The sequence below is a fragment of the Pedobacter sp. 01N310 genome (genome assembly GCF_056399805.1).
The window spans coordinates 258027-278254 of record NZ_JBFTSB010000005.1 but is presented as its reverse complement, the minus strand read 5'-3'; the positions used below and the strand labels follow the sequence as shown (position 1 = coordinate 278254).

Sequence of the window (20228 nt, the reverse complement as noted above, 5' to 3'; positions counted from 1 at the left end):
TTTAGGCGCCACCAACCTTACCTATTTCCCAATACGGCATTGTTATAATCTGCCTGAAGCTTACGCCTCTTTGCTTTAGGTATTTTTTAAACTGTTGTACCGATTTGGCCCTGCCAGTTAAATAAAAAGTAGCATTTTGCCACATTTCCCAGCATAATGGATGCATATTTTCCATCCAGTTAATGGCATTTTTTGCCGGGGCATTTACATCAGAAGGCACGGTATCGATCAATAACTTAAGGTGATCAACAGAACTCAGGTTTTCTTCCTGAAGCTCCAAAACTCCAAAGTATTCAACATCTTCGTCGATCACTTTTTTTCCAAGCGATTCGTACAGGCCCAGGCTGGTTTCGTCGCCAAAAAAGAAATGCTGATTAGATTCTTCATTGTATTTTACCTTCGCGCGATCTACAATAAGTTTCAAATGGTCTCCTTTTTGGATGTTCACAGCTAAGCTATGGCCCGGTCCTTGTCTGTTTAAGTAAAAAATAACTTCGCAGGTTTCGTGCGCTTCATCAAAGCTAGATAAAGTATAATGCCTATATTCATTGGCATTAACCCTTAACAGCACTTCCATTCCAGGAATAAATTTGGCATCGAAAAAATCGCCTTTAAAGGTAACGCACTTTAAGTTGCTGCTTAACATTTTAGTTTCTACAACTTCTACCTGATATATTTTATTGCTGATCACTTTTTCCATTGTGTTGGCCAGCCATGATGGTAATTTTGGCATCGTATTCTTTTGTTTAGTAACTTTGAACAAAAGTAGTTGTCTAACAAACGCATCTTTTTATACCAAAAGGATTAAAGTTTATATCAAAAGGATTTTATGGCTTTAAACATTTATGATGGTGACGATAAATACTATATTGTTGGTAACAAGTTCGACAATAACGAATTTAATCAGGCACTGGTAACCGAGCGGAGGGATAAATACAGCTTTCCGTTTGGCGATGCAGAGATTGTGGAGATCGCTTTTTCGGGTATTTACATTGTTTACGGCGATATGCTCGTGAAAAAGAGCCGCCTGCGCATTAAATCTTTTGATGAGCCTGATATGGTTGAGCTTCATTTTTCAATTACAGGCGGCGGGATTATGGAAAATTACCTCACCAACAAACGCCTGGATATCAAAGCCAATCAGCACAATATTATTTATAGTCCTGATTTTGATGGGATGGCAGAATTTACAGTAGGTGGTCCGCATAAATTTTTCGAGGTAAATTTCGAAAGATCACGTTTTGTTGATTTAACTGGCGAAAGCAGCACTTTGCTAAAAAACTTTGCCGAAAAAATTATGAACAACCGTTCGGTAGAGCTTTCATCAGAAAACCTGCCCATCAGCTTAGCCATGCACAGTTGTATAAATGATATTATGAACTGCCAGTTTACTGGTGGATTAAAGCTCTTGTTCCTACAATCTAAATGCCTCGAACTTTTGGCATTGCAAGCTCAGGCTTTCGAATTGGCGGCTAAGAAAACAGAAAGCCCAGCCCTTAAATCATACGATAAAGACCGCATTTATTATGCACGCGAATATTTGTTAGCCAATGCCAGCCATCCCCCATGTTTAACCGAATTGGCAAAGGTTGCAGGCATAAACGAATTTAAACTGAAACATGGCTTTAAAGAAATTTTCAAAAACACCGTTTTTGGCTATTTAAGCGATTATAAATTGATGCGGGCCAAAGAACTCCTGGCCGATAGCAGCAAAAATATCAAAAATATTTCCGACGAACTGGGCTATTCTTCGGTACAGCATTTCAGTAGTGCTTTTAGTAAAAAATTCGGTGTAAGCCCTGGTAAAGCAAGGTAGTTTAGTTGGGGGTTTGGACCTTTAGTCTTCATATGTATACTTCCTAGCCTTGGGTTTAAACCCAAGGCTAGGAACACCCAACTTATCCCTTCTTCCTTTTTTTCTTCAAATCGAGATAATCAACATAATATAAAACCTTTACAGAAAGGCTGTTATTCTGAGGGGCATTTAAAATTCCGCTCAGGTTTTTATTATAACGTTGCGTATAAAAAGTATCATAAGTTTCGGCCGCATCCTTGTACGAAACAGAAAGGGTGCTACCGGGTGCAAATTGCCAGGTATAAATCAAATCAATATTAAACACATTATAGTTTCTATCCATCGCGGTTAACGTTGGCCCTTGATAATCGGTTAAATGGCCATCAGGCTGAAGCAGGTAAAATTCTTTATTTCGTCTATCACTCCAATAATGTCTTAGTACAACGGTTAGCCCCATTAAGTTGGTAAAGGTATATTTAGCATCAAATGAGTTTTCTACCGTTCTGCGGTCGTATTTAGAGAATATAGCTTTATCACCTTGTGCGGTTACCCAGTTTACATAATCGTAGTTTGGGTTAAAGTTCAGGTCTAAACCAAAAGCAATCTTATCATTTAACCTCAGGTTCTGGAAAAAGTAAAAATTATACTGTTTGCCGCCGAAAAGATGCTGTTCAAAATAGCGCACATTTCCACCAAAATTATAGGCCTTGGCGCGGTTGGGATTTATATACAAGGCAACACCAAAATTTCCTGGCGCCTGATACATTTGTCCATTTCGGGCTTCGTAAAAGTCGTTCCCTTTTCTATCTACACTTAAATCAAACTCTGCCGACCATTGATTTTTAAATTGAACCCAATACCCTGCATTCGCACCTATTTTTTGATAAGCACTCGGTATTGCCCTGCGAGAATAATTTAGATTAAGCCAGCTTTCAAATTGATTATACCATTTACTTGGCTTGTATACGTTATAACCAATACCAATCCGCTGATCTAAAAAGTTGTTATTGGTAAAGAAACCCATATCTGATGGATCAAATTTATCATCTGCATATACCTGATTGTAGCTCCAGGTAAAATTGCCGCTCTGTTTTCCAAACCTTAAGGTGTAGCTATAACCCGTGCTCGATTCTTCACCCCGTAAATAGCTCATTTTGCCCCCGCCATTTACGAAATATTTATTGCCTTTATTGTTTAAATTGAAAAGCAGCGCACTCACATTGGCATCGTAAGCAGAGCCTTGCCTAAGTACATTTGTATTGATAAACGTAGCCGAACTGTTGTTTTTTAACGACTGATCGAAAACCAGAATATTATAATTGGTGAGCGGTTGCGTTTCTACCATACGAAGGTTACCCTGAGCATCCTCTACCTCGGTTTCCATGCTATTGGTAATGGCATTAAATATCCCAATACCCAGGCCTTTTGCTGTCCGTCCTGAAATTTTTGTGGCGTTTAATACCTTGGCTTCAGTTTGATCTTTTACAATTTTATCACTGCTGCCTACCCCGCTGTAATTATAATAGGATGGAATAGAACCGATGCGCTTCGAATAAAACAGGTCACCTTTGTTAAACAATTCTGTTCCCTCGGTAAAAAACTGTCGGTTTTCATTAAATTTCACCTCAAAAGGTGTGAGGTTTAATATCCGGTTATCGGATTGCACTTGCCCAAAATCGGGCACTAAAGTCATGTCCAGCGTAAAACTATTGTTGATTCCGTATTTAACATCCATCCCCCCGTTAAACCGCGAGGTTGTGTTTTTTACCCCGGGCAAATTAACCGGATAATGGTTTACATAAGCTGAAATATATGGCGAAAAAGATAATCTTAACGGAGGTTTAACATCTTTTATTCCCGTCCACAGCCCCTCCTGATTGATAAAACCGTTTACTTTAGGGTCTACAAAATTCCAAAAGGTTTGAAGGTTTTTCCGCTGCATCCTGCGGCTAAAATTCAAACCCCAGTTCTGGACATCCCTACTAGAGAAACGCAAGGCCGAATAAGGGATCTTCATTTCGCAGGTCCAGCCTTTATCATCAATTTTAACAGCACTTTCCCACACAGCGTTCCAGCTTGCATCTTCATCACCCACCTGCGAGTATTTGGCATCAAACTGAACACCGGCAGCGGTAACGAAAAAGCCATTTCCATTCATCTTATCATAAAAGGGATCGACAATAATTGAAATGAAATCGGCATTGCCAATATTATCTCTCGAAACCAACTCGTGCGAAACACTGTCAGGGTGATCGTACATCCGGGCATAAACATAAATCGCAACGTCATCGTAAAGCACCTTCATTTCAGTGCGCCGATCGTGAGTTTCTATCTTTCCAGGGTTTGGCCTGATCTGAATAAAATCAGTAGCAATTGGAACATTATTCCAACACTCATCATCTAAAATACCGTCTATTTTGGGGCTTTGCAGCGTTCTTTTTGCTTCCAGTTGGCGCTGTTTCGAAATATCCTGGGCTTGGGAAAAAGCACAAATAAATATAAAAAAAAGGAGGATGCAGCGTTTCATTCGTTTAGGTTAGTTAGGTATAAGACCACGCCTTAAACAAAATGTTGCACCAAAGAAAAATTTAATATTCATCTTCCTAAAGTTTTGACTTTGAGTTGCTAAGATTTACAAGCAAAATTTGATACATTTGCCTTTTATTAAAAACAAGTAGCTTTTTGCCTTTCGGCATGAAGCTTTTAGCTTAAAAAAAGATGTTTGATAATTTACAGGACAAGCTAGACAGAGCATTTAAAGTACTAAAAGGACAAGGCAGTATTACGGAAATCAACGTGGCAGAAACCATGAAAGAAATTCGTAAAGCATTATTAGATGCCGATGTTAACTATAAAACAGCAAAAGCATTTACCGATGATGTGAGGCAAAAAGCTTTGGGGCAAAACGTGCTTACAGCCGTTTCTCCAGGTCAATTGCTTACCAAAATAATGAACGATGAACTTGCAGCTTTAATGGGTGGCGAAGTTACAGAGTTAGATACTAAAGCAAATCCTACCATTATCTTAATTGCTGGTTTAAACGGTGCGGGTAAAACTACCTTTGCTGGTAAACTGGCTTTGCATTTAAAAGGCAAGGGTAAAAAACCTTTATTGGTTGCAGGCGATATGTACCGCCCGGCGGCTGTAGATCAATTGGAGGTTTTAGGAACCTCGGTTGGTGTTTCAGTCTACGCTAACCGTGCCTCAAACGATCCTGTTGGCATTGCTTTAGAAGGTATTGCACACGGTAAAGAAAATGGAAATAACGTAATCATTATAGATACCGCTGGTCGTTTAGCGATCGACGAATCTTTAATGAACGAAATATCTGAAGTTAAGGCTAAAACTCAGCCGCACGAGATTTTATTCGTGGTGGATTCGATGACCGGTCAGGATGCGGTAAATACAGCCAAAGTATTTAATGACAGACTTGATTTTACGGGCGTTGTTTTAACTAAATTAGATGGCGATACCCGCGGTGGGGCAGCGCTTTCAATTAAATCGGTAGTAAACAAGCCAATTAAATTTATCGGTACCGGCGAGAAAATGGAAGCACTTGATGTTTTCTATCCAGACCGTATGGCATCGCGTATTTTGGGCATGGGTGATGTGGTGTCGCTTGTTGAACGTGCACAGATGCAGTTCGATGAGAAAGAGGCAGCAGAACTTCAGAAAAAAATCCGCAAGAATAAATTCGATTTCAACGATTTCTACAACCAGATTCAGCAGATCAAGAAAATGGGTAATATGAAAGATTTGATGGGTATGATTCCTGGAGTGGGCAAAATGATGAAGAACGTAGATATTCAGGACGATGCCTTTAAATCAATTGAAGCGATTATCAACTCAATGACTCCGTTTGAAAAAGAAAACCCAGATAGTATCCAGCAAAGCCGCCGTTTACGTATTGCAAAAGGTTCGGGCAGCAAGGTAGAAGAAGTTACTAAACTAATTAAGCAGTTTGAAGATATGCGTAAAATGATGAAGCAGTTTTCTAACCCGGCAGCCGCAGCAGCAATGATGAAAGGTATGCCTAAAATGCCATTTGGCAGATAATTTAGAAGGTTTAGAGTAGAGGGTTTAGGGCGTAAGGCCTTATTCTTCGTGAAAATACAAATCCAGGTCGCAACCCACAGCGTCATGCTGAACTTGTTTCAGCATCTTTCAAAATAATATAAATCCCGATCAGTAATGGTCGGGATTTTTGTTTTATAGGTTTTGGAAATGAGTGTTCAGCTTTCCATAGGAGGGTTTTAGCCCTGCTTTCCCTGTCCCGACATAAAGTCGGGATCGTCCAATCAGGTTTATTTAACAGCGGTTGGTGAAATCGACTCGCTAATAGATACTAAAACTTGATCTTTTTTAAATAATCTGTATATTAGAATCAATATTCATCCCGAATAATTTACATCCGAATTTATTTTAATTAAAATCAATGCTTGTAAAAACATACGGGAGTGCTGTTTATGGCGTAAATGCACTAACCATAACAATCGAAGTGAATATTAGCGCAGGTACAAAATACTATATGGTAGGCCTGCCAGATAATGCGGTAAAAGAAAGTCTTCAACGTGTGGCCAGCGCCATTAATATTTCGGGGTTCCGTATGCCGAAGCAGAAAATTGTAGTCAATTTAGCGCCTGCAGATATTAAAAAAGAAGGCTCATCCTATGACCTCCCAATAGCCATCGGCATTTTAGCAGCATCTGGACAGATTCCTTGTGATGAATTGGACGACTATTTCATTATGGGCGAACTCTCTTTAGACGGGACCATTCAACCCATTAAAGGCGCCTTACCAATCGCTATCCAAGCACAACAAGATGGTTTTAAAGGTTTCATCTTACCGAAACAAAATGTTCGCGAGGCTGGCATTGTAAACGATTTAATTGCCTATGGTGTAGAAAACCTGGCTCAGGTAATCGCTTTCTTTAATAAGAGTGAAAAACTGGAACAGGTTAAAATCAATACGAAAGAAGAATTCTTAAAAAACATCAATAATTACGAGCACGATTTTGCCGATGTTAAAGGCCAGGAGAATATTAAAAGAGCATTGGAAATTGCTGCAGCAGGTGGTCACAATGTTATTTTAATCGGTCCGCCAGGGGCAGGCAAAACCATGTTAGCCAAACGTCTGCCAACTATCTTACCCCCATTAAATTTAAATGAAGCTTTAGAAACCACAAAAATCCACTCCGTTGCCGGAAAACTTTCTGCTGCCGATGCTTTAATGACCATCCGTCCGTACCGCTCCCCACACCATACCATTAGCGATGTTGCTTTGGTGGGCGGGGGAATAAACCCACAGCCCGGAGAAATATCGCTGGCCCATAACGGCGTTTTGTTTTTAGATGAGCTACCCGAATTTAAGCGTACCGTTTTAGAGGTAATGCGCCAACCTTTAGAAGACCGTAAAGTGGCCATAGCAAGGGCAAGATTTTCGGTAGAGTATCCGGCTAGCTTTATGCTGGTGGCCTCAATGAATCCCTGCCCATGCGGTTTTTACAACCATCCGGAGAAAGATTGTGTTTGCGCACCAGGAGTGGTTCAAAAGTACCTGAGTAAAATATCTGGACCACTTCTAGACAGGATTGATCTTCATGTAGAAGTAACGCCGGTTAATTTTACAGAATTAGCCTCCACAGCCAACACAGAACGAAGCAACCACATTAGGGAACGTGTAATTAAAGCCCGGGAAGTTCAGGACAAACGTTTTCTTGATAAAGAAGAATTGCACTGCAACGCCCAAATGAGCCCGAAAATGGTGCGTAAAGTGTGTCAGATCAGCGAAGCAGGTACTACTTTATTAAAAACCGCAATGGAAAGGCTAGGCTTATCAGCCCGTGCTTACGATAGGATTTTAAAAGTGGCCCGAACCATTGCCGATTTAGCCGGAAGTGAAAATGTAGAGCTCGAGCATTTAGCAGAATCCATCAATTATAGGAGTTTAGATAGGGATGGTTGGGCAGGGTAAAAAAGATTTGCAGAAAATCAATTTTTAAATACATGGGATAATCCGTTTTGCCTTTAACTATCTTTAAGAGATAAATAATTATTACCGTCTAATCCATGAAGACTAAAAAAATCATAAAGTTGTTAATCTATGCCTCCTTATTGGGCATTATTGTAGTGTTGGGCATAAATTTATTGGTAAAATCTCAAACTGATCCGGTAATTTTTTCAAAAGAAAAAGACACACCAGGAACCAAAGTGGCCATTATTTTCGGAGCAGGCATTAACAATAATAAACCTAGCAAATACTTAAAAGATAGGCTCGATGCTGGTATCGAACTTTATAAAAACCATAAAATTGATAAAATTCTGTTATCTGGCGACAACGGTAGCGATGAGCATGACGAGTTAACGGTGATGAAACTTTACTGTTATCAGCACGGTGTTGATACCAATAAGATCTATCTTGATTATGCTGGATTTGATAGCTACTCTACCTTATATAGATCTAAATATATCTTCAAGGTTGATACGGCCATTCTGGTTTCACAAAAATATCATTTAAACCGGTGTATCAATATTGGAAATAAATTGGGCGTCAAATCATATGGCTTTGCTGCCGATCAAGGAACGTATCAGGGTTACAAATATGCTTCTTTTAGAGAATATTTTGCCGTTGTAAAATCTACAATTGATATTTTAATTGGTAGAAAACCACACTTTTTAGGCAAAACGGTAGACATTAACGGACCTTCAAATTATACTAAAGAATAACGTGAAATATATTGCTCTTTGATTTCTTTGAGCGGTAAAAATTTCTTTTTTCTTCAAATATCGGTCTATATCAATTTCAATAAATAAGCGATGTTCTTCTAAACTGAACAGTTTTATTTATTTGTGAGCGCAAGCAGCTGTAAAAAATCTATTATGGGCAGCAGGAGTGAAGAACGCCACCAATTGCAATTATAAAAACCTATTAAACAGCGTTTTAAATATACATTTTTATGTTGTTTTTATTCTGTATCTCACTATTTTTTGAGCATTAATGACTCGTTTGGCATAGTCATTGTCATAGCTCTGTTACATTTATTACCTATTTAAAATTAAAAAAGTGAAAGAGATGAAAAAGACAGTTCAAATTTTCAGCATGCTTTTAATAGCATTAACCGTAATGGTATCGTGTAAAAAAGATACCGATCCAGCAGATCGAGACTTCTTTGTGGGTACTTACAAAGGAACCGTTTCCTATCGTAGTGGTGAGACTACCATCAACAGTACCGATGGTAAAGTAACAGTAAGCAAAATTGGTGAAACGTATAATTTTTACTTTGGTAACGGGATTCCTGATATTACAGGAGTAAAGTTTGAAAAAACGGGCGACAACAGTTATGTAAGTATTGGATCGGGTTTAACCGGTATCAGTATTGATGCCAGTACCCTTAAAATTTTGGTTTCGAAAGATGGGCAAACCTGGACAGCAAATTGCACGAGGTAAACCATTTAAAAAGACAGAAGGCCCGATCAATAAAAAATCGGGCCTTATTTTTTCTCCTTACCTCATTCCAAAAGCAAAAAATGAGTTTCATGCTTAATTTAGTTAAATTTATAGCATGAGTTTTGAATTAAAAACACACCTCGAAGAAATCATTTCCCTTACCGATCAGGAGTTTGAGCATATAGCAGCACATTTCAAACCTAAAACGCTTAAAAAACACCAGTACCTCATCCAGGAAGACGAATTTGTTAATCACATTTATTTTGTAGTTAAAGGTTTACTAAAGGCTACATTTACAGATGCCAATGGTAAAGCGTATATTATTCAGTTTGCAATGGAAAACTGGTGGCTTTCCGATTTTAGGGCTTTTTATGGGCATGTTAAATCGATTACGAACATCAGTTGCTTAGAAAACTCCGAACTACTCTCTATCAGCAAAGATAGTTTAGATCAGCTATGCAACGAAAGCCATAAAATGGAGCATTTTTTCAGGATAAAAAACAGTTTAGGCTATGTAGCGCTACAGCAAAGGGTTTTATCACTTTTGACCACAAGCCCGAAAGAGCGTTTTGAACAAGTCGCTCAACAGTATCCGCAATTGATGCAACGGGTTTCTAAAACAATAATCGCAGCATACCTGGGCATTTCTAGAGAAACCTTAAGCAGGCTTTCCGCAAAAGTGTGATTTTGCGCACATTAAATTTGTGATTGAAGTCCTTTGCTGCCCTATTCAAGAGCACTAATTTTGTGATACACTTAGCAAAAAAATATGAATAAGAAAGTTTTATTCGTGCTTACAAGCCACGACGAATTAGGAAATACAGGTTTAAAAACAGGTTTTTGGTCAGAAGAATTGGCAGCGCCATATTATGCCTTAGCCGACARAGGCATTGATATTGTATTGGCCTCACCAAAAGGTGGTCAACCACCAATTGACCCTAAAAGTGAAGATCCTTCTTTTCAAACCGAAACGACGAAAAGAATGGACAAAGACGCTGTTCTATTGGCCAAATTAAAAAATACCATTCCACTGGCCGATATAGTGATGGATGATTATGATGCAGTTTTTTATCCTGGTGGTCACGGACCACTTTGGGATTTAGCAGAAAGCGCAACTTCACAACAACTCATTACCGAATTCTATAACGCCAACAAGCCTGTTGCTTTTGTATGTCATGCTCCGGGAGTGCTTAAGGATGTAAAGATAAATGGTGAATACCTGGTGAACGGCAAAAATGTAACCGGGTTTACCAATACCGAAGAAGAAGCTGTACAATTAACAAACGTAGTGCCTTTCTTAGTAGAGGATATGTTGATAAAAAATGGTGGACATTACAGCAAGATAGCTGATTGGAATCCCTATGCCTTAGTTGATGGCTTATTGATTACCGGACAAAACCCTGCCTCATCAGAAAAAGTTGCAGAAGAATTATTAAAGCTCCTTGCCTAAATTTAAAATCCTCAACACAGGCTGGTTTAACCAAACCTTGTTGAGGATTACTTATTATAACTCGTCTTCTTCCTCGTCTTCAGGTTCAGGCACATATTTTTCAATGGCCTGGCCAATAGCATTCACTTCCTCGTCTTCTTCAAAAATTGGAAGTTCGGTTTTATAATCCATTTTTAACCAGATAGATGAAGTATCCTTCTGAATCTGAATATATTCTTTTCCATCTTTGAAAATGGTATACGAATCATTTCCTTCAGGGAAAACTGAATAATTAATTGGTCCGATTTCTATATCAAAAGGTTCTTGCATATCGAATATTTTTCTTCAAAGATAAAAAATCTTTTTGTTGAGCTTAAGTTGGGCTGAATATATAAGACATTGTTATCTTTATGCTATAATTTTAACGATGAATATGAGTTTTTCTAAAGCAGATAACAAAGTTGCCAGAAAGTTATTCGAGATAGCTTTACAACGGGAACTAAAAAAAGAAATGCAGGTATTCTCCGAAATTTTAGACCAATGGAAAACACAACAGCCTGAAGATAATAGAGACGATTATTATAAAATTTTTACCACTGTAACAGATTTCGACAAACACATCGCCAGAAGATATGACGGGCTTAGAAATTCATGGTTTTTAGATACTGTAATTGCTATGCTTGTAGATAAAATCATTACAACAGCTGATTTAGAAGATTTTTCGGAAGAGGCAAAAAGTGAAATATCGAAGGGACTCAAATTTAGGGAAGAAAATGGACTATAATTAAAAAATTACGCTTGATTGTTTAAAAATCCCATCATTTATATTACTTTACGGCTAAAGAACTTACGCGATAGATAAGAAGATGAAGTTAACGTTTTGGGGCGCAGCACAACAGGTAACAGGGAGTATGCACCTGCTAGAAGTTGGACATTATAAAATACTGATAGATTGTGGATTAGATTACGAGAAGGAAACCTACCAGGAAGAAAACCAGCAATTCCCTTTCGATCCGGCAAGTATAAACCTCGTTATTTTAACTCACGCCCATATCGATCACTCTGGTAATTTACCTACACTGGTTCGATTGGGTTTTGAAGGTCAGGTGCTCTGTACACCACCAACAGCCGATCTTACTTCGATACTATTATTCGATTCTGTAGAACTTTTCTTAAGGAAGGCCGGCCGAAAACCCAGAACTAAACGCGGCAATTTTAGCGGACCAAAACCTTTGTACCTGCACAAACATGTAATGGATACGATCGATCGTTTTGTAACCATTGCATTTAACAAGCCTTTCAAGATCAACGGCGATATTAGCCTAACCTTTGTGCCAGTTGGCCATTTGCTTGGCGCTGCTGCAGCTATTTTAACCATCAATGACGATGGCGTAGAGAAGAAAGTTGCTTTTACAGGCGATATTGGCAGAGAGAACTATCCGGTATTGGTTAACCCTGAACCGCTGCCAGAGGTTGATTACCTGGTAAGTGAAGCAACCTATGGCGGGAGGGTGCACACCAAAGACCAGACCTTAGAGGAAAGATTAGTTCAGGAAATTACCGAAGCCTGCATTAAAAGCCCTGGGCGATTGATTATTCCTGCATTTAGTATTGGCCGTACGCAATCGTTGGTATTTGCCTTAAACCAGATTTTCACCAAAAAACTATTGCCGCCCGTTCAGATTTTTGTAGATAGCCCCATGGCCATCCAAGCTACCGAGGTTTACCGCAAACACCATAACCTGGTAAATCAGGAAGCGAAAGATTTTTACCAAACCATGGGTGATGAGTTTGAATTTGAGCATCTTGCTTATGTTCAAACGATGAAAGAAAGTAAAGATGTTTCTAATTATTTTGATCCTTGTATCATTATTTCTTCTGCAGGCATGTTAGAAGGCGGGCGGATTCAGGATCACTTGTACTACAACATTCAGAACTATTATTGCACCATTCTTTTTATTGGCTACTGTGCAAAAGGAACACTCGGTTACAAGCTATTAAGCGGAGCACCTATTGTCCGCATTAAAGACCGGGAAATGATGGTTTACGCCACGATACACCAAACTGATCTGCTCAGTGGCCATGGCGATCACAATGACTTAGTGAAAACAATTAAACAGACAGGACAGCCCAAAAAAGTTTTCTTGGTTCATGGTGAAGATAAAAGCCTCAAAAGTTTATCATTGGCTTTACAAGAAGATGGCTTTAATGTTGCCGTGCCAGAAAGAGGAGAGGTCTTTGAATTATAATATTATGCTATCATTCTGAGCCCGGCGAAGAATCTTTAAGTTAGTTGCACTGCGCTAACATTTATACTGAAGGCAACAAATCTAATGACTGTTTTCTATGGTTTGATTCTTTGCTACACTGCCATTAACGTTATTTTGCAATCATCTAAATATAAATGGTTTATGTCGCCTGCGTATTTCCACCCAACTAGGCCGTAGCACCGTGTCCCCGTTCTACTTAAATCCGGCCTAACAAATTTTTCGGACTCCACCCACACAGCCAACCCACTAACTTCGAAAGAAAAATTTTCAGCCGGTGTTTTTTGTTTCTTTTTGACACCAAAAAGAAAGAGCCCATCGGCGGCGGTGAGCCGAGGAAAGCATGAGCTGTAGGGTAAAAAAAATAATCATTAATATTGATTTTATAATATAAATTAACCCTCAGAATGACAATAACATTACTTTCTCACTTGTCCGTCACCTCTTACCACCCACTTATAACTGGTTAATTCTTCCAGCCCCATTGGTCCGCGGGCATGGAGTTTTTGTGTGCTGATACCAATTTCAGCGCCAAGGCCAAACTGTGCACCATCCGTAAATCCGGTAGAGGCATTGGCATAAACCGCAGCGGCATCTACTTCGTTTAAAAATTGGGCAATATTAGCGGCATCTTCAGAAATAATGGCTTCGCTATGTTTAGAGCTATAATCGGCAATGTGGTTCAAAGCTTCAGCTAAATCAGCCACTACTTTAACAGCTAGCTTTAAAGATAAGAACTCTGTACCAAAATGTTCAGGTTTAGCCTGATTTAACAATTGCTCAGGATAAGAAGCTTTTAATAGCTCAAAACTTTTTTCATCAGCATATAACTCAACATCGCCATCAGCTAGGGGAGATAAAAGCGCAGCCAAATCATTAAGCCGATTTTGATTAACTAATACACAGTCAAGCGAATTACAAACACTTACCCTTCTGGTTTTTGCATTAAAAATAATTGCTTTGCCTTTCTCTAGATCGCCCGTCTCGTCAAAATAAGTATGTACAATCCCAGCTCCGGTTTCAATAACGGGGATTTTACTGTTTTCGCGAACGTAATTAATTAACGATTGACTTCCTCTTGGAATCAGCACATCTACAAAACCTCTTGCATTCAATAAAGCTTCGGTTGCAGCTCTTTCGGCTGGCAATAGGGTTAAAACATTTCGATTGATTTTATGCTTATCCAAAACCTCGTGTATCACCTTTGCAATAGCCAGATTCGAAAATTCAGCATCACTGCCTCCTTTAAGCACAGCAACGTTTCCGGTTTTAAAACAGAGTGAAAATACATCAGCAGTAACATTTGGGCGCGCTTCGTAAATCACACCTACAACACCTAAAGGCACACTAACTTTTTGTATATGAAGCTGATTTTCCAGCGTTTTATCTGAGAGAATTTTACCCAACGGACTGCTTAAGCCAGCAACATTTTTAAGATCATTCGCAATGTCAGCAATACGTGCTGCACTCAACTTCAGTCTGTCGTATTTTGGATCTTCGATGGGCATTTTTGCCAAATCTTTTACATTTTCAGCAAGAATTAATTCAGTATTGGCCACTAAAGCCGCAGCCAGATCTGTTAGAACTGCATCTGTTGTTTCTTTGCTCAGGCTAACCAAGGTACGACTTGCCTGCCTTACTTTTTCGAAGTATTGTTTGTAATCCATTTTGTCCTTTTTCTACCACAGAGGCCACCGAGTTTTACACAGAGGAAAAAGAGAGAATTTGCTTAACTCTGTGTCTCTCCGTGATTTTCTCTGTGCCCTTTGTGGTTAAACCTTTAAATAGCCGAGTAAAAATAATCGTAATGTACCAGCGCTTTTTGTTTCTTCTGTCCGATACGTTCTCTGGCTTTATCTGATCCATATTCTGCTATCCCGAGCCCTATGAGATTGTTTTTTTCGTCAATAATTTTAATAATATCGCCTTTTAAAAAGTCTGTTTGTATTTCGATAATCCCTACGGGCAACAAACTGGTGGCTTTACCAGAGGTTAATACTGTTTTTGCGCCATCGTTTAATTTCACAATGCCCGTAGCAGCAGTTTCAGAATGGGCAATCCATTTTTTCTTGCCCGATTTACTTTTTTCGGGAACAAAGCGTGTGTGCACCAGTTCATTGTTTAGTAAAGAAGTGAGCACATCATCTTGCGTTCCGTTGGCAATATGGACTGTTATGCCTAATTTTGCTACTTTTTGCGCCATGGTCGATTTAGTAATCATTCCACCACGGCCAAATTGCGATTTACCCGTTTGGATAAAAGAGGCCAAATTAGCAACCGAACCATTAATTTCCTCAATAACAGCCGATCCTTCCATTTTCGGATCGCCGTTGTAGATGCCGTTTACATTCGACAGGATGATCAAGGCATCGGCATTTAACATCGAAGCAATTAATCCAGCCAGTTCATCATTATCGGTAAACATCAATTCAGTAACCGAAACTACATCGTTTTCATTCACCACAGGGATTACTTCATTTTGAAGCAAAATCTGTAAGCAGTTCTTCATGTTTAAATAATGTGCCCGGTCGCGGAAATCTTCTTTGGTAACCAAAACCTGTGCACATTGAATTTCATGTGCTGCAAAAAAATTAGCGTAGGTATTGATCAGTTTAACCTGACCAATGGCTGCTAACAGTTGGCGGGTAGTTACGGCGTCTTGTTTTTCAGATACCTTGATCAAACTTCTGCCTGATGCTACCGCACCCGAAGAAACCAAAATAACCTCAATACCAAGTTTTTTTATATCGGCCAGTTGATTCACAAGATGTTTAATCCTTGCTTCATCAGGCAAACCATTCGCCTGTGTAATTACATTCGAACCAACTTTAACAACTATTTTTTTGTACCCTAATTTCATTATTATTTTCAAGCAATTTGATGTGGCAATTTACCATCAATTTTTCTAATTCAGATGATTATCTATGGGCATAATGGTTTTTTACAAAAATGGTAATTAGTTTGGGGTTGGGAGTTTGGCGTTTGGAGTCGATTAACCGATTTAAACAATTAACCTCCATGCCACTAACCAATCACAAATGAACTATTTTATAAGTCCGAAGTTTGGTGACGGAGGTCAGAAGTACCGCTTGCTTATTACAAGTTAACCGATTTAAACAATTAACCAGTTAACCGCCACGCTACCAATGAACAAATGACCAATGAACTATTGAACTAAATTATTAAATTGCATTCACCCTAACTCAAACCACTATGAAACGTATCTTACCAGGCATAATATTGCTCAGTGCAATTACGGCTTGTAACAACCCTCAAAAGAAAGAAATGAAAGCAATTAAATGGCCCGATGCCAAGGCCCCTATAGCAGAGATTATTCCGCATAAAAGAACAATACATGGCGATACCGTGGTAGATAACTACTATTGGATGATCGATTATTTTAAAAAAGGGCCTGATAGTACAAAAGTTGTCAATTATTTAAAAGCTGAAAATACTTACCTCAACACGATGATGAAAAGTACAGATCAATTTCAGGCTGATCTGTTTAAAGAAATGAAAGGGAGGATTAAAGAAAAAGACGAATCTGTTCCTGTTTTCAAGAATGGATATTTCTATTACACCAGAACCGAAGACGGACAGCAATATTTTAAGTATTGTCGTAAAAAAGGGAGCTTATCGGCCGCTGAGGAAATACTGTTAGATGTAGATAATCTGGCAAAAGGCCATGCCTATTACAGCGCAACCGGATTTAGTGTTAGTCCCGACAATAAACTTTTAGCTTTTGGAGTAGATCAGGTTTCGCGCCGCCAATATACCATCAATGTTAAAAATTTAGAAACCGGCGAAATGTTAAAGGATGCCATTACCAATACCGAAGGTGGGGTAGCATGGGCAAATGATAATAAAACACTTTTCTATACTTCGAAAAACCCCATTACACTATTAAGCGAAAAAATTAAAAAACACACACTTGGCACCGATGCTAAAACAGATACTGTCGTTTATGATGAAAAAGACAACAGCAACTATATTGGCGTAATGAAATCGAAAAATGGCCGTTTTATTTTTATTGCGTCGCAGGGAACATTAACTACCGAATATAGAATGATTGATGCCGATCATCCAGAGGCAGCGTTTAAAGTATTTTCGCCACGCTCAAAAGATGTTTTATACGATATTTTAACCGTAGATGATAAGTTTTACATCGTAACCAACTGGAATGCCAAAAACTTCCGTTTGATGCAATGCCCTCTGGATAAAACAGAAAAAGAAAACTGGAAAGAGGTTATTCCAAACCGCAAAGATGTTTTACTCGAATATGGAGAAGAATTTAAAGACCATCTGGTATTATCAGAACGTAAAAATGGCTTAACCGAGCTACGCGTACTGAAGAAGGATGGTAGCGATTATTATATCAAGTTTGATGAACCTGTTTACGCTGCCGGTGTTGGCGCAAATCCAGAATATAACAGCAAAACACTGCGTTATTCGTACACCTCTTTAACCACACCAAACTCAGTTTACGATTACGACCTCGAGAAAAAGGATAAAAAACTAATGAAACAGCAGGAAGTTGTTGGTGGTTACGATCCTAAAGATTATGCAACGGAACGAGTTTTCGCGACAGCAAAAGATGGCACAAAAATCCCAATTGCTTTGGTTTACAAAAAAGGCTTTGAAAAGAATGGACATGCACCATTGCTGCTTTACGCTTATGGATCCTATGGATCGAGTACAGATGCAAACTTCTCTTCGCCAAGATTAAGTCTATTAAACCGTGGCTTTGTTTTCGCCATTGCCAACATCCGTGGTGGACAGGAAATGGGACGCCAATGGTACGAAGACGGTAAATTGATGAAAAAGAAAAATACCTTTACCGATTTCATTGCAGCGGGCGAGTACCTGGTTGATCAGAAATATACATCAAAAGGCCATTTGTATGCACATGGAGGTAGCGCAGGTGGTTTATTGATGGGCGCTGTGGCTAATATGGCTCCCGATTTATGGAACGGTATTATTGCTGATGTTCCTTTTGTAGATGTAATTAACACCATGTTGGATGAAAGCATTCCATTAACCACCAATGAGTTTGACGAGTGGGGAAATCCTAAACAAAAAGCAGCTTACGATTATATGAAAAGCTATTCTCCATATGAAAATGTAGAGAAAAAGGCCTATCCGAACATGTTGGTTACTACAGGCCTACACGATAGCCAGGTGCAGTATTTCGAACCAGCTAAATGGGTAGCCAAATTAAGGGCAACTAAAACTGATAAGAACGTATTATTGCTTAAAACCAATATGGAATTTGGCCATGGCGGCGCATCAGGCCGTTTCGATTATTTAAAAGATGTTTCGTTACGCTGGGCGTTTCTATTCTCGTTGGAGGGGATAACGAAATAATTTTTTACTCGGTTCGTCATTCCCAATCAAGTTGGGAATGACGAACATCCTTTTTAAAATTTAAATCAAGCTACATCCCACAATGAACACTAAACTAAAAACACTCCAAATTATCCACCTTGCTTTATGCGCTGGCGTTTTCCTCTTTGCACTAGTAACCATCTTTCTCAATCGCGAAATCATGTTTTTTGATGCCAACCCTAAAACCACTTCGCCTTTTAACCCAATATTTCCAATTATGGGCTTGATCACCATCTCGGCGAGCATCTTTTTTTACAGAAACTTAATGGCAAAAATCGACAAAAAAGCTCCTGCCGATACGAAGATTAACATGTATCAAAGTGCGTTTATCATTAGTTCAGCAATGCTGGAAGGGGGTGCTCTTTTCAATATTGTTGGTTTTTTTATGACACATAATTCATTCTTTTTGATATTTGGTGCAGCTAATTTTATTTTTTTGATACTCAAAAGGCCTACCAAGAATAAATTGATTTCCGCTTTACAATTGCAATACCCAGATACAGAGGCTTTGTAAGCAATTAGCCTTATCTTTGCCCCCCAATGGAATACAATGTTCACACTTTGCCAAACGGCATACGCTTACTGCATGTGCCCTCGGCCTCTGCCATATCTCACGCATGCATCATCGTCAACACAGGATCGCGCGATGAGCCTGAAAACAAAGCGGGTTTAGCACACTTTATTGAGCATTTGATTTTTAAGCGTACCGAAAAACGGAGCACCAACCAGATATTAAATCGTTTGGAGAGTGTTGGGGCAGATCTAAATGCCTATACTACAAAAGAATACACCTGCGTGCACGCCTCTTTTTTAAATCCATATTTAGATAGAACATTAGATCTTTTCAACGATATTCTGTTCCACTCAACCTTTCCTGAAGAGGAAATGGATAAAGAAAAAAGTGTAATCCTGGATGAAATCTCTTCTTATTTAGATCAACCGGAAGAGGCCATAAACGATGATTTTGAAGATATGCTTTTCGCTGGGCATGCACTGGGCAATAACATTTTGGGCACAACCGAATCCGTTCAGCATTTTACCAGGGAGGATGTAATCAATTTCATAAAGGCCAATTACCGCACAAACGAAATTGTGGTAGCCGTTTTAGGCAATTACACCCTAAATAGTGTTGTAAATAAAGGGAGTAAACATTTTGCTGATGTTGAAGAGAATAATCCAAACAAAGAAAGGGTTAAGCCAGGTATAATCGCACAAAACAATACAACTATCTACAAGCCGATTATGCAGGCACACTGTATTTTAGGCAGGCAGGCATATTCTACGCACCAATTGCAAAAGGTGCCTTTAATGCTGTTGAATAATTACTTTGGCGGCAATGGAATGAGTTCGGTATTAAATCTACAGATCAGAGAAAAACATGGGATTGCCTATACCATTGAGTCCAATTTTTCTCCATTAAGCGATACAGGTATTTTTTCCATTTATTTTGGAACAGATAAAGAAAAGCAGGCCAAAGCACTCTCTTTAATCTTTAAGGAGATCAAAAAGCTCAGAGAACATCCTTTAAATGAATTGCAGTTACAAAAAGCCAAAAACAAATTTATCGGACAGATTGCTTTGGGTGAAGAAAACAGGATCGGTTTAATCATTTCGATGGCCAAAAGCCTGATCGACCATAACAAAATCGATTCTCTGGAAACTGTTTTTGAGAAAATAAATGCCGTTACCACCAAGCAAATGGCAGAAGTTACGGATGAAATTTTAAATATCGAGCAACTGAATATCTTTACTTTCTGCCCAATAGAGGAATAATTCTTATTTTTGTAAGTCAAAATCTTTCGTTTTGTCATCCTGAGCCTGTCGAAGGACTTAACTAGGGGTCTTCGACAGGCTCAGACTGACAGCATTTTGCACTAATTAACAAACTCAGATTGAGATCTGAAA

At 38.9% G+C, this 20228-nt stretch carries 17 protein-coding genes; 12 read left to right on the top strand and 5 right to left on the bottom strand.

Annotated elements, in window-relative coordinates:
• Nucleotide 1: 1 nt before the first annotated feature.
• Complete coding sequence (locus AC1DNH_RS13045; RefSeq protein WP_477579314.1) at nt 2-733, bottom strand: SIP domain-containing protein; 732 nt, start codon at nt 731-733, stop codon at nt 2-4.
• Between the two features lie 96 nt (nt 734-829).
• Between AC1DNH_RS13045 and AC1DNH_RS13040 the strand changes: the two genes are divergently transcribed.
• On the top strand, nt 830-1816 hold the full coding sequence (locus AC1DNH_RS13040; protein ID WP_477579312.1) for a helix-turn-helix transcriptional regulator: 987 nt from the start codon (nt 830-832) through the stop codon (nt 1814-1816).
• Between the two features lie 82 nt (nt 1817-1898).
• Here the strand turns inward: AC1DNH_RS13040 and AC1DNH_RS13035 are convergent, their stop codons facing one another.
• Complete coding sequence (locus AC1DNH_RS13035; protein WP_477625425.1) at nt 1899-4322, bottom strand: DUF5916 domain-containing protein; 2424 nt, start codon at nt 4320-4322, stop codon at nt 1899-1901.
• 191 nt (nt 4323-4513) lie between these two features.
• Here AC1DNH_RS13035 and ffh point away from each other — a divergent pair, with 191 nt between their 5' ends.
• The 6 genes from ffh to AC1DNH_RS13005 all read left to right on the top strand — a co-directional run bounded on the left by ffh (nt 4514) and on the right by AC1DNH_RS13005 (nt 10692).
• Complete coding sequence (ffh, locus tag AC1DNH_RS13030) at nt 4514-5851, top strand: signal recognition particle protein (protein ID WP_215165338.1); 1338 nt, start codon at nt 4514-4516, stop codon at nt 5849-5851.
• Nucleotides 5852-6230: 379 nt separating this feature from the next.
• Entirely contained in the window at nt 6231-7769 is a 1539-nt protein-coding gene (locus tag AC1DNH_RS13025) for a YifB family Mg chelatase-like AAA ATPase (RefSeq protein ID WP_477579308.1), read from the top strand.
• A 95-nt stretch (nt 7770-7864) separates the two neighbouring features.
• On the top strand, nt 7865-8521 hold the full coding sequence (locus tag AC1DNH_RS13020; RefSeq protein WP_477579306.1) for a SanA/YdcF family protein: 657 nt from the start codon (nt 7865-7867) through the stop codon (nt 8519-8521).
• Between the two features lie 346 nt (nt 8522-8867).
• Nucleotides 8868-9242 carry a hypothetical protein gene (locus AC1DNH_RS13015; RefSeq protein WP_477579304.1) on the top strand — a complete coding sequence of 125 codons (375 nt, stop codon included), beginning with the start codon at nt 8868-8870 and terminating at the stop codon, nt 9240-9242.
• A 115-nt stretch (nt 9243-9357) separates the two neighbouring features.
• Nucleotides 9358-9927 (top strand): Crp/Fnr family transcriptional regulator, encoded by a 570-nt coding sequence (locus AC1DNH_RS13010; protein ID WP_477579302.1) that lies wholly within the window; start codon nt 9358-9360, stop codon nt 9925-9927.
• An 84-nt stretch (nt 9928-10011) separates the two neighbouring features.
• A complete protein-coding gene (locus AC1DNH_RS13005; RefSeq protein ID WP_477625424.1) occupies nt 10012-10692 on the top strand; it encodes a type 1 glutamine amidotransferase domain-containing protein in 681 nt (226 codons plus the stop codon).
• A gap of 54 nt (nt 10693-10746) precedes the next feature.
• On the opposite strand, the gene AC1DNH_RS13000 is transcribed toward AC1DNH_RS13005, so the two are convergent.
• On the bottom strand, nt 10747-11001 hold the full coding sequence (locus AC1DNH_RS13000) for a hypothetical protein (protein ID WP_477610512.1): 255 nt from the start codon (nt 10999-11001) through the stop codon (nt 10747-10749).
• Between the two features lie 103 nt (nt 11002-11104).
• Between AC1DNH_RS13000 and AC1DNH_RS12995 the strand changes: the two genes are divergently transcribed.
• Together AC1DNH_RS12995 and AC1DNH_RS12990 are read left to right on the top strand one after the other, a co-directional pair.
• The gene (locus AC1DNH_RS12995; protein ID WP_477610513.1) at nt 11105-11455 is read left to right on the top strand and encodes a hypothetical protein; all 351 of its coding nucleotides are present in this window, start codon (nt 11105-11107) and stop codon (nt 11453-11455) included.
• Nucleotides 11456-11537: 82 nt separating this feature from the next.
• A complete protein-coding gene (locus AC1DNH_RS12990; RefSeq protein ID WP_477625423.1) occupies nt 11538-12920 on the top strand; it encodes an MBL fold metallo-hydrolase RNA specificity domain-containing protein in 1383 nt (460 codons plus the stop codon).
• Between the two features lie 437 nt (nt 12921-13357).
• Here the strand turns inward: AC1DNH_RS12990 and AC1DNH_RS12985 are convergent, their stop codons facing one another.
• Together AC1DNH_RS12985 and proB are read right to left on the bottom strand one after the other, a co-directional pair.
• The gene (locus AC1DNH_RS12985; RefSeq protein ID WP_477580981.1) at nt 13358-14605 is read right to left on the bottom strand and encodes a glutamate-5-semialdehyde dehydrogenase; all 1248 of its coding nucleotides are present in this window, start codon (nt 14603-14605) and stop codon (nt 13358-13360) included.
• 113 nt (nt 14606-14718) lie between these two features.
• Nucleotides 14719-15798, bottom strand: a complete 1080-nt coding sequence (proB, locus tag AC1DNH_RS12980; protein ID WP_477580979.1) for a glutamate 5-kinase — start codon at nt 15796-15798, stop codon at nt 14719-14721.
• Between the two features lie 353 nt (nt 15799-16151).
• Between proB and AC1DNH_RS12975 the strand changes: the two genes are divergently transcribed.
• From AC1DNH_RS12975 to AC1DNH_RS12965, 3 genes are all read left to right on the top strand, one after another.
• Nucleotides 16152-18302, top strand: coding sequence for a S9 family peptidase (locus AC1DNH_RS12975; protein ID WP_477580977.1), 2151 nt, complete (start codon nt 16152-16154; stop codon nt 18300-18302).
• Nucleotides 18303-18483: 181 nt separating this feature from the next.
• Nucleotides 18484-18837 carry a hypothetical protein gene (locus AC1DNH_RS12970; RefSeq protein WP_477580976.1) on the top strand — a complete coding sequence of 118 codons (354 nt, stop codon included), beginning with the start codon at nt 18484-18486 and terminating at the stop codon, nt 18835-18837.
• A 26-nt stretch (nt 18838-18863) separates the two neighbouring features.
• Nucleotides 18864-20096 carry a M16 family metallopeptidase gene (locus AC1DNH_RS12965; protein ID WP_477580974.1) on the top strand — a complete coding sequence of 411 codons (1233 nt, stop codon included), beginning with the start codon at nt 18864-18866 and terminating at the stop codon, nt 20094-20096.
• The last annotated feature ends 132 nt before the right edge of the window (nt 20097-20228 follow it).

Excerpts from the sequence above, each read along its gene's own strand:
- AC1DNH_RS13045 (WP_477579314.1), bottom strand. The coding sequence starts at position 733 with ATGCCAAAATTACCATCATGGCTGGCCAACACAATGGAAAAAGTGATC.
- AC1DNH_RS13040 (WP_477579312.1), top strand. The coding sequence starts at position 830 with ATGGCTTTAAACATTTATGATGGTGACGATAAATACTATATTGTTGGT.
- AC1DNH_RS13035 (WP_477625425.1), bottom strand. The coding sequence starts at position 4,322 with ATGAAACGCTGCATCCTCCTTTTTTTTATATTTATTTGTGCTTTTTCC.
- ffh (WP_215165338.1), top strand. The coding sequence starts at position 4,514 with ATGTTTGATAATTTACAGGACAAGCTAGACAGAGCATTTAAAGTACTA.
- AC1DNH_RS13025 (WP_477579308.1), top strand. The coding sequence starts at position 6,231 with ATGCTTGTAAAAACATACGGGAGTGCTGTTTATGGCGTAAATGCACTA.
- AC1DNH_RS13020 (WP_477579306.1), top strand. The coding sequence starts at position 7,865 with ATGAAGACTAAAAAAATCATAAAGTTGTTAATCTATGCCTCCTTATTG.
- AC1DNH_RS13015 (WP_477579304.1), top strand. The coding sequence starts at position 8,868 with ATGAAAAAGACAGTTCAAATTTTCAGCATGCTTTTAATAGCATTAACC.
- AC1DNH_RS13010 (WP_477579302.1), top strand. The coding sequence starts at position 9,358 with ATGAGTTTTGAATTAAAAACACACCTCGAAGAAATCATTTCCCTTACC.
- AC1DNH_RS13000 (WP_477610512.1), bottom strand. The coding sequence starts at position 11,001 with ATGCAAGAACCTTTTGATATAGAAATCGGACCAATTAATTATTCAGTT.
- AC1DNH_RS12995 (WP_477610513.1), top strand. The coding sequence starts at position 11,105 with ATGAGTTTTTCTAAAGCAGATAACAAAGTTGCCAGAAAGTTATTCGAG.
- AC1DNH_RS12990 (WP_477625423.1), top strand. The coding sequence starts at position 11,538 with ATGAAGTTAACGTTTTGGGGCGCAGCACAACAGGTAACAGGGAGTATG.
- AC1DNH_RS12985 (WP_477580981.1), bottom strand. The coding sequence starts at position 14,605 with ATGGATTACAAACAATACTTCGAAAAAGTAAGGCAGGCAAGTCGTACC.
- proB (WP_477580979.1), bottom strand. The coding sequence starts at position 15,798 with ATGAAATTAGGGTACAAAAAAATAGTTGTTAAAGTTGGTTCGAATGTA.
- AC1DNH_RS12975 (WP_477580977.1), top strand. The coding sequence starts at position 16,152 with ATGAAACGTATCTTACCAGGCATAATATTGCTCAGTGCAATTACGGCT.
- AC1DNH_RS12970 (WP_477580976.1), top strand. The coding sequence starts at position 18,484 with ATGTTTTTTGATGCCAACCCTAAAACCACTTCGCCTTTTAACCCAATA.
- AC1DNH_RS12965 (WP_477580974.1), top strand. The coding sequence starts at position 18,864 with ATGGAATACAATGTTCACACTTTGCCAAACGGCATACGCTTACTGCAT.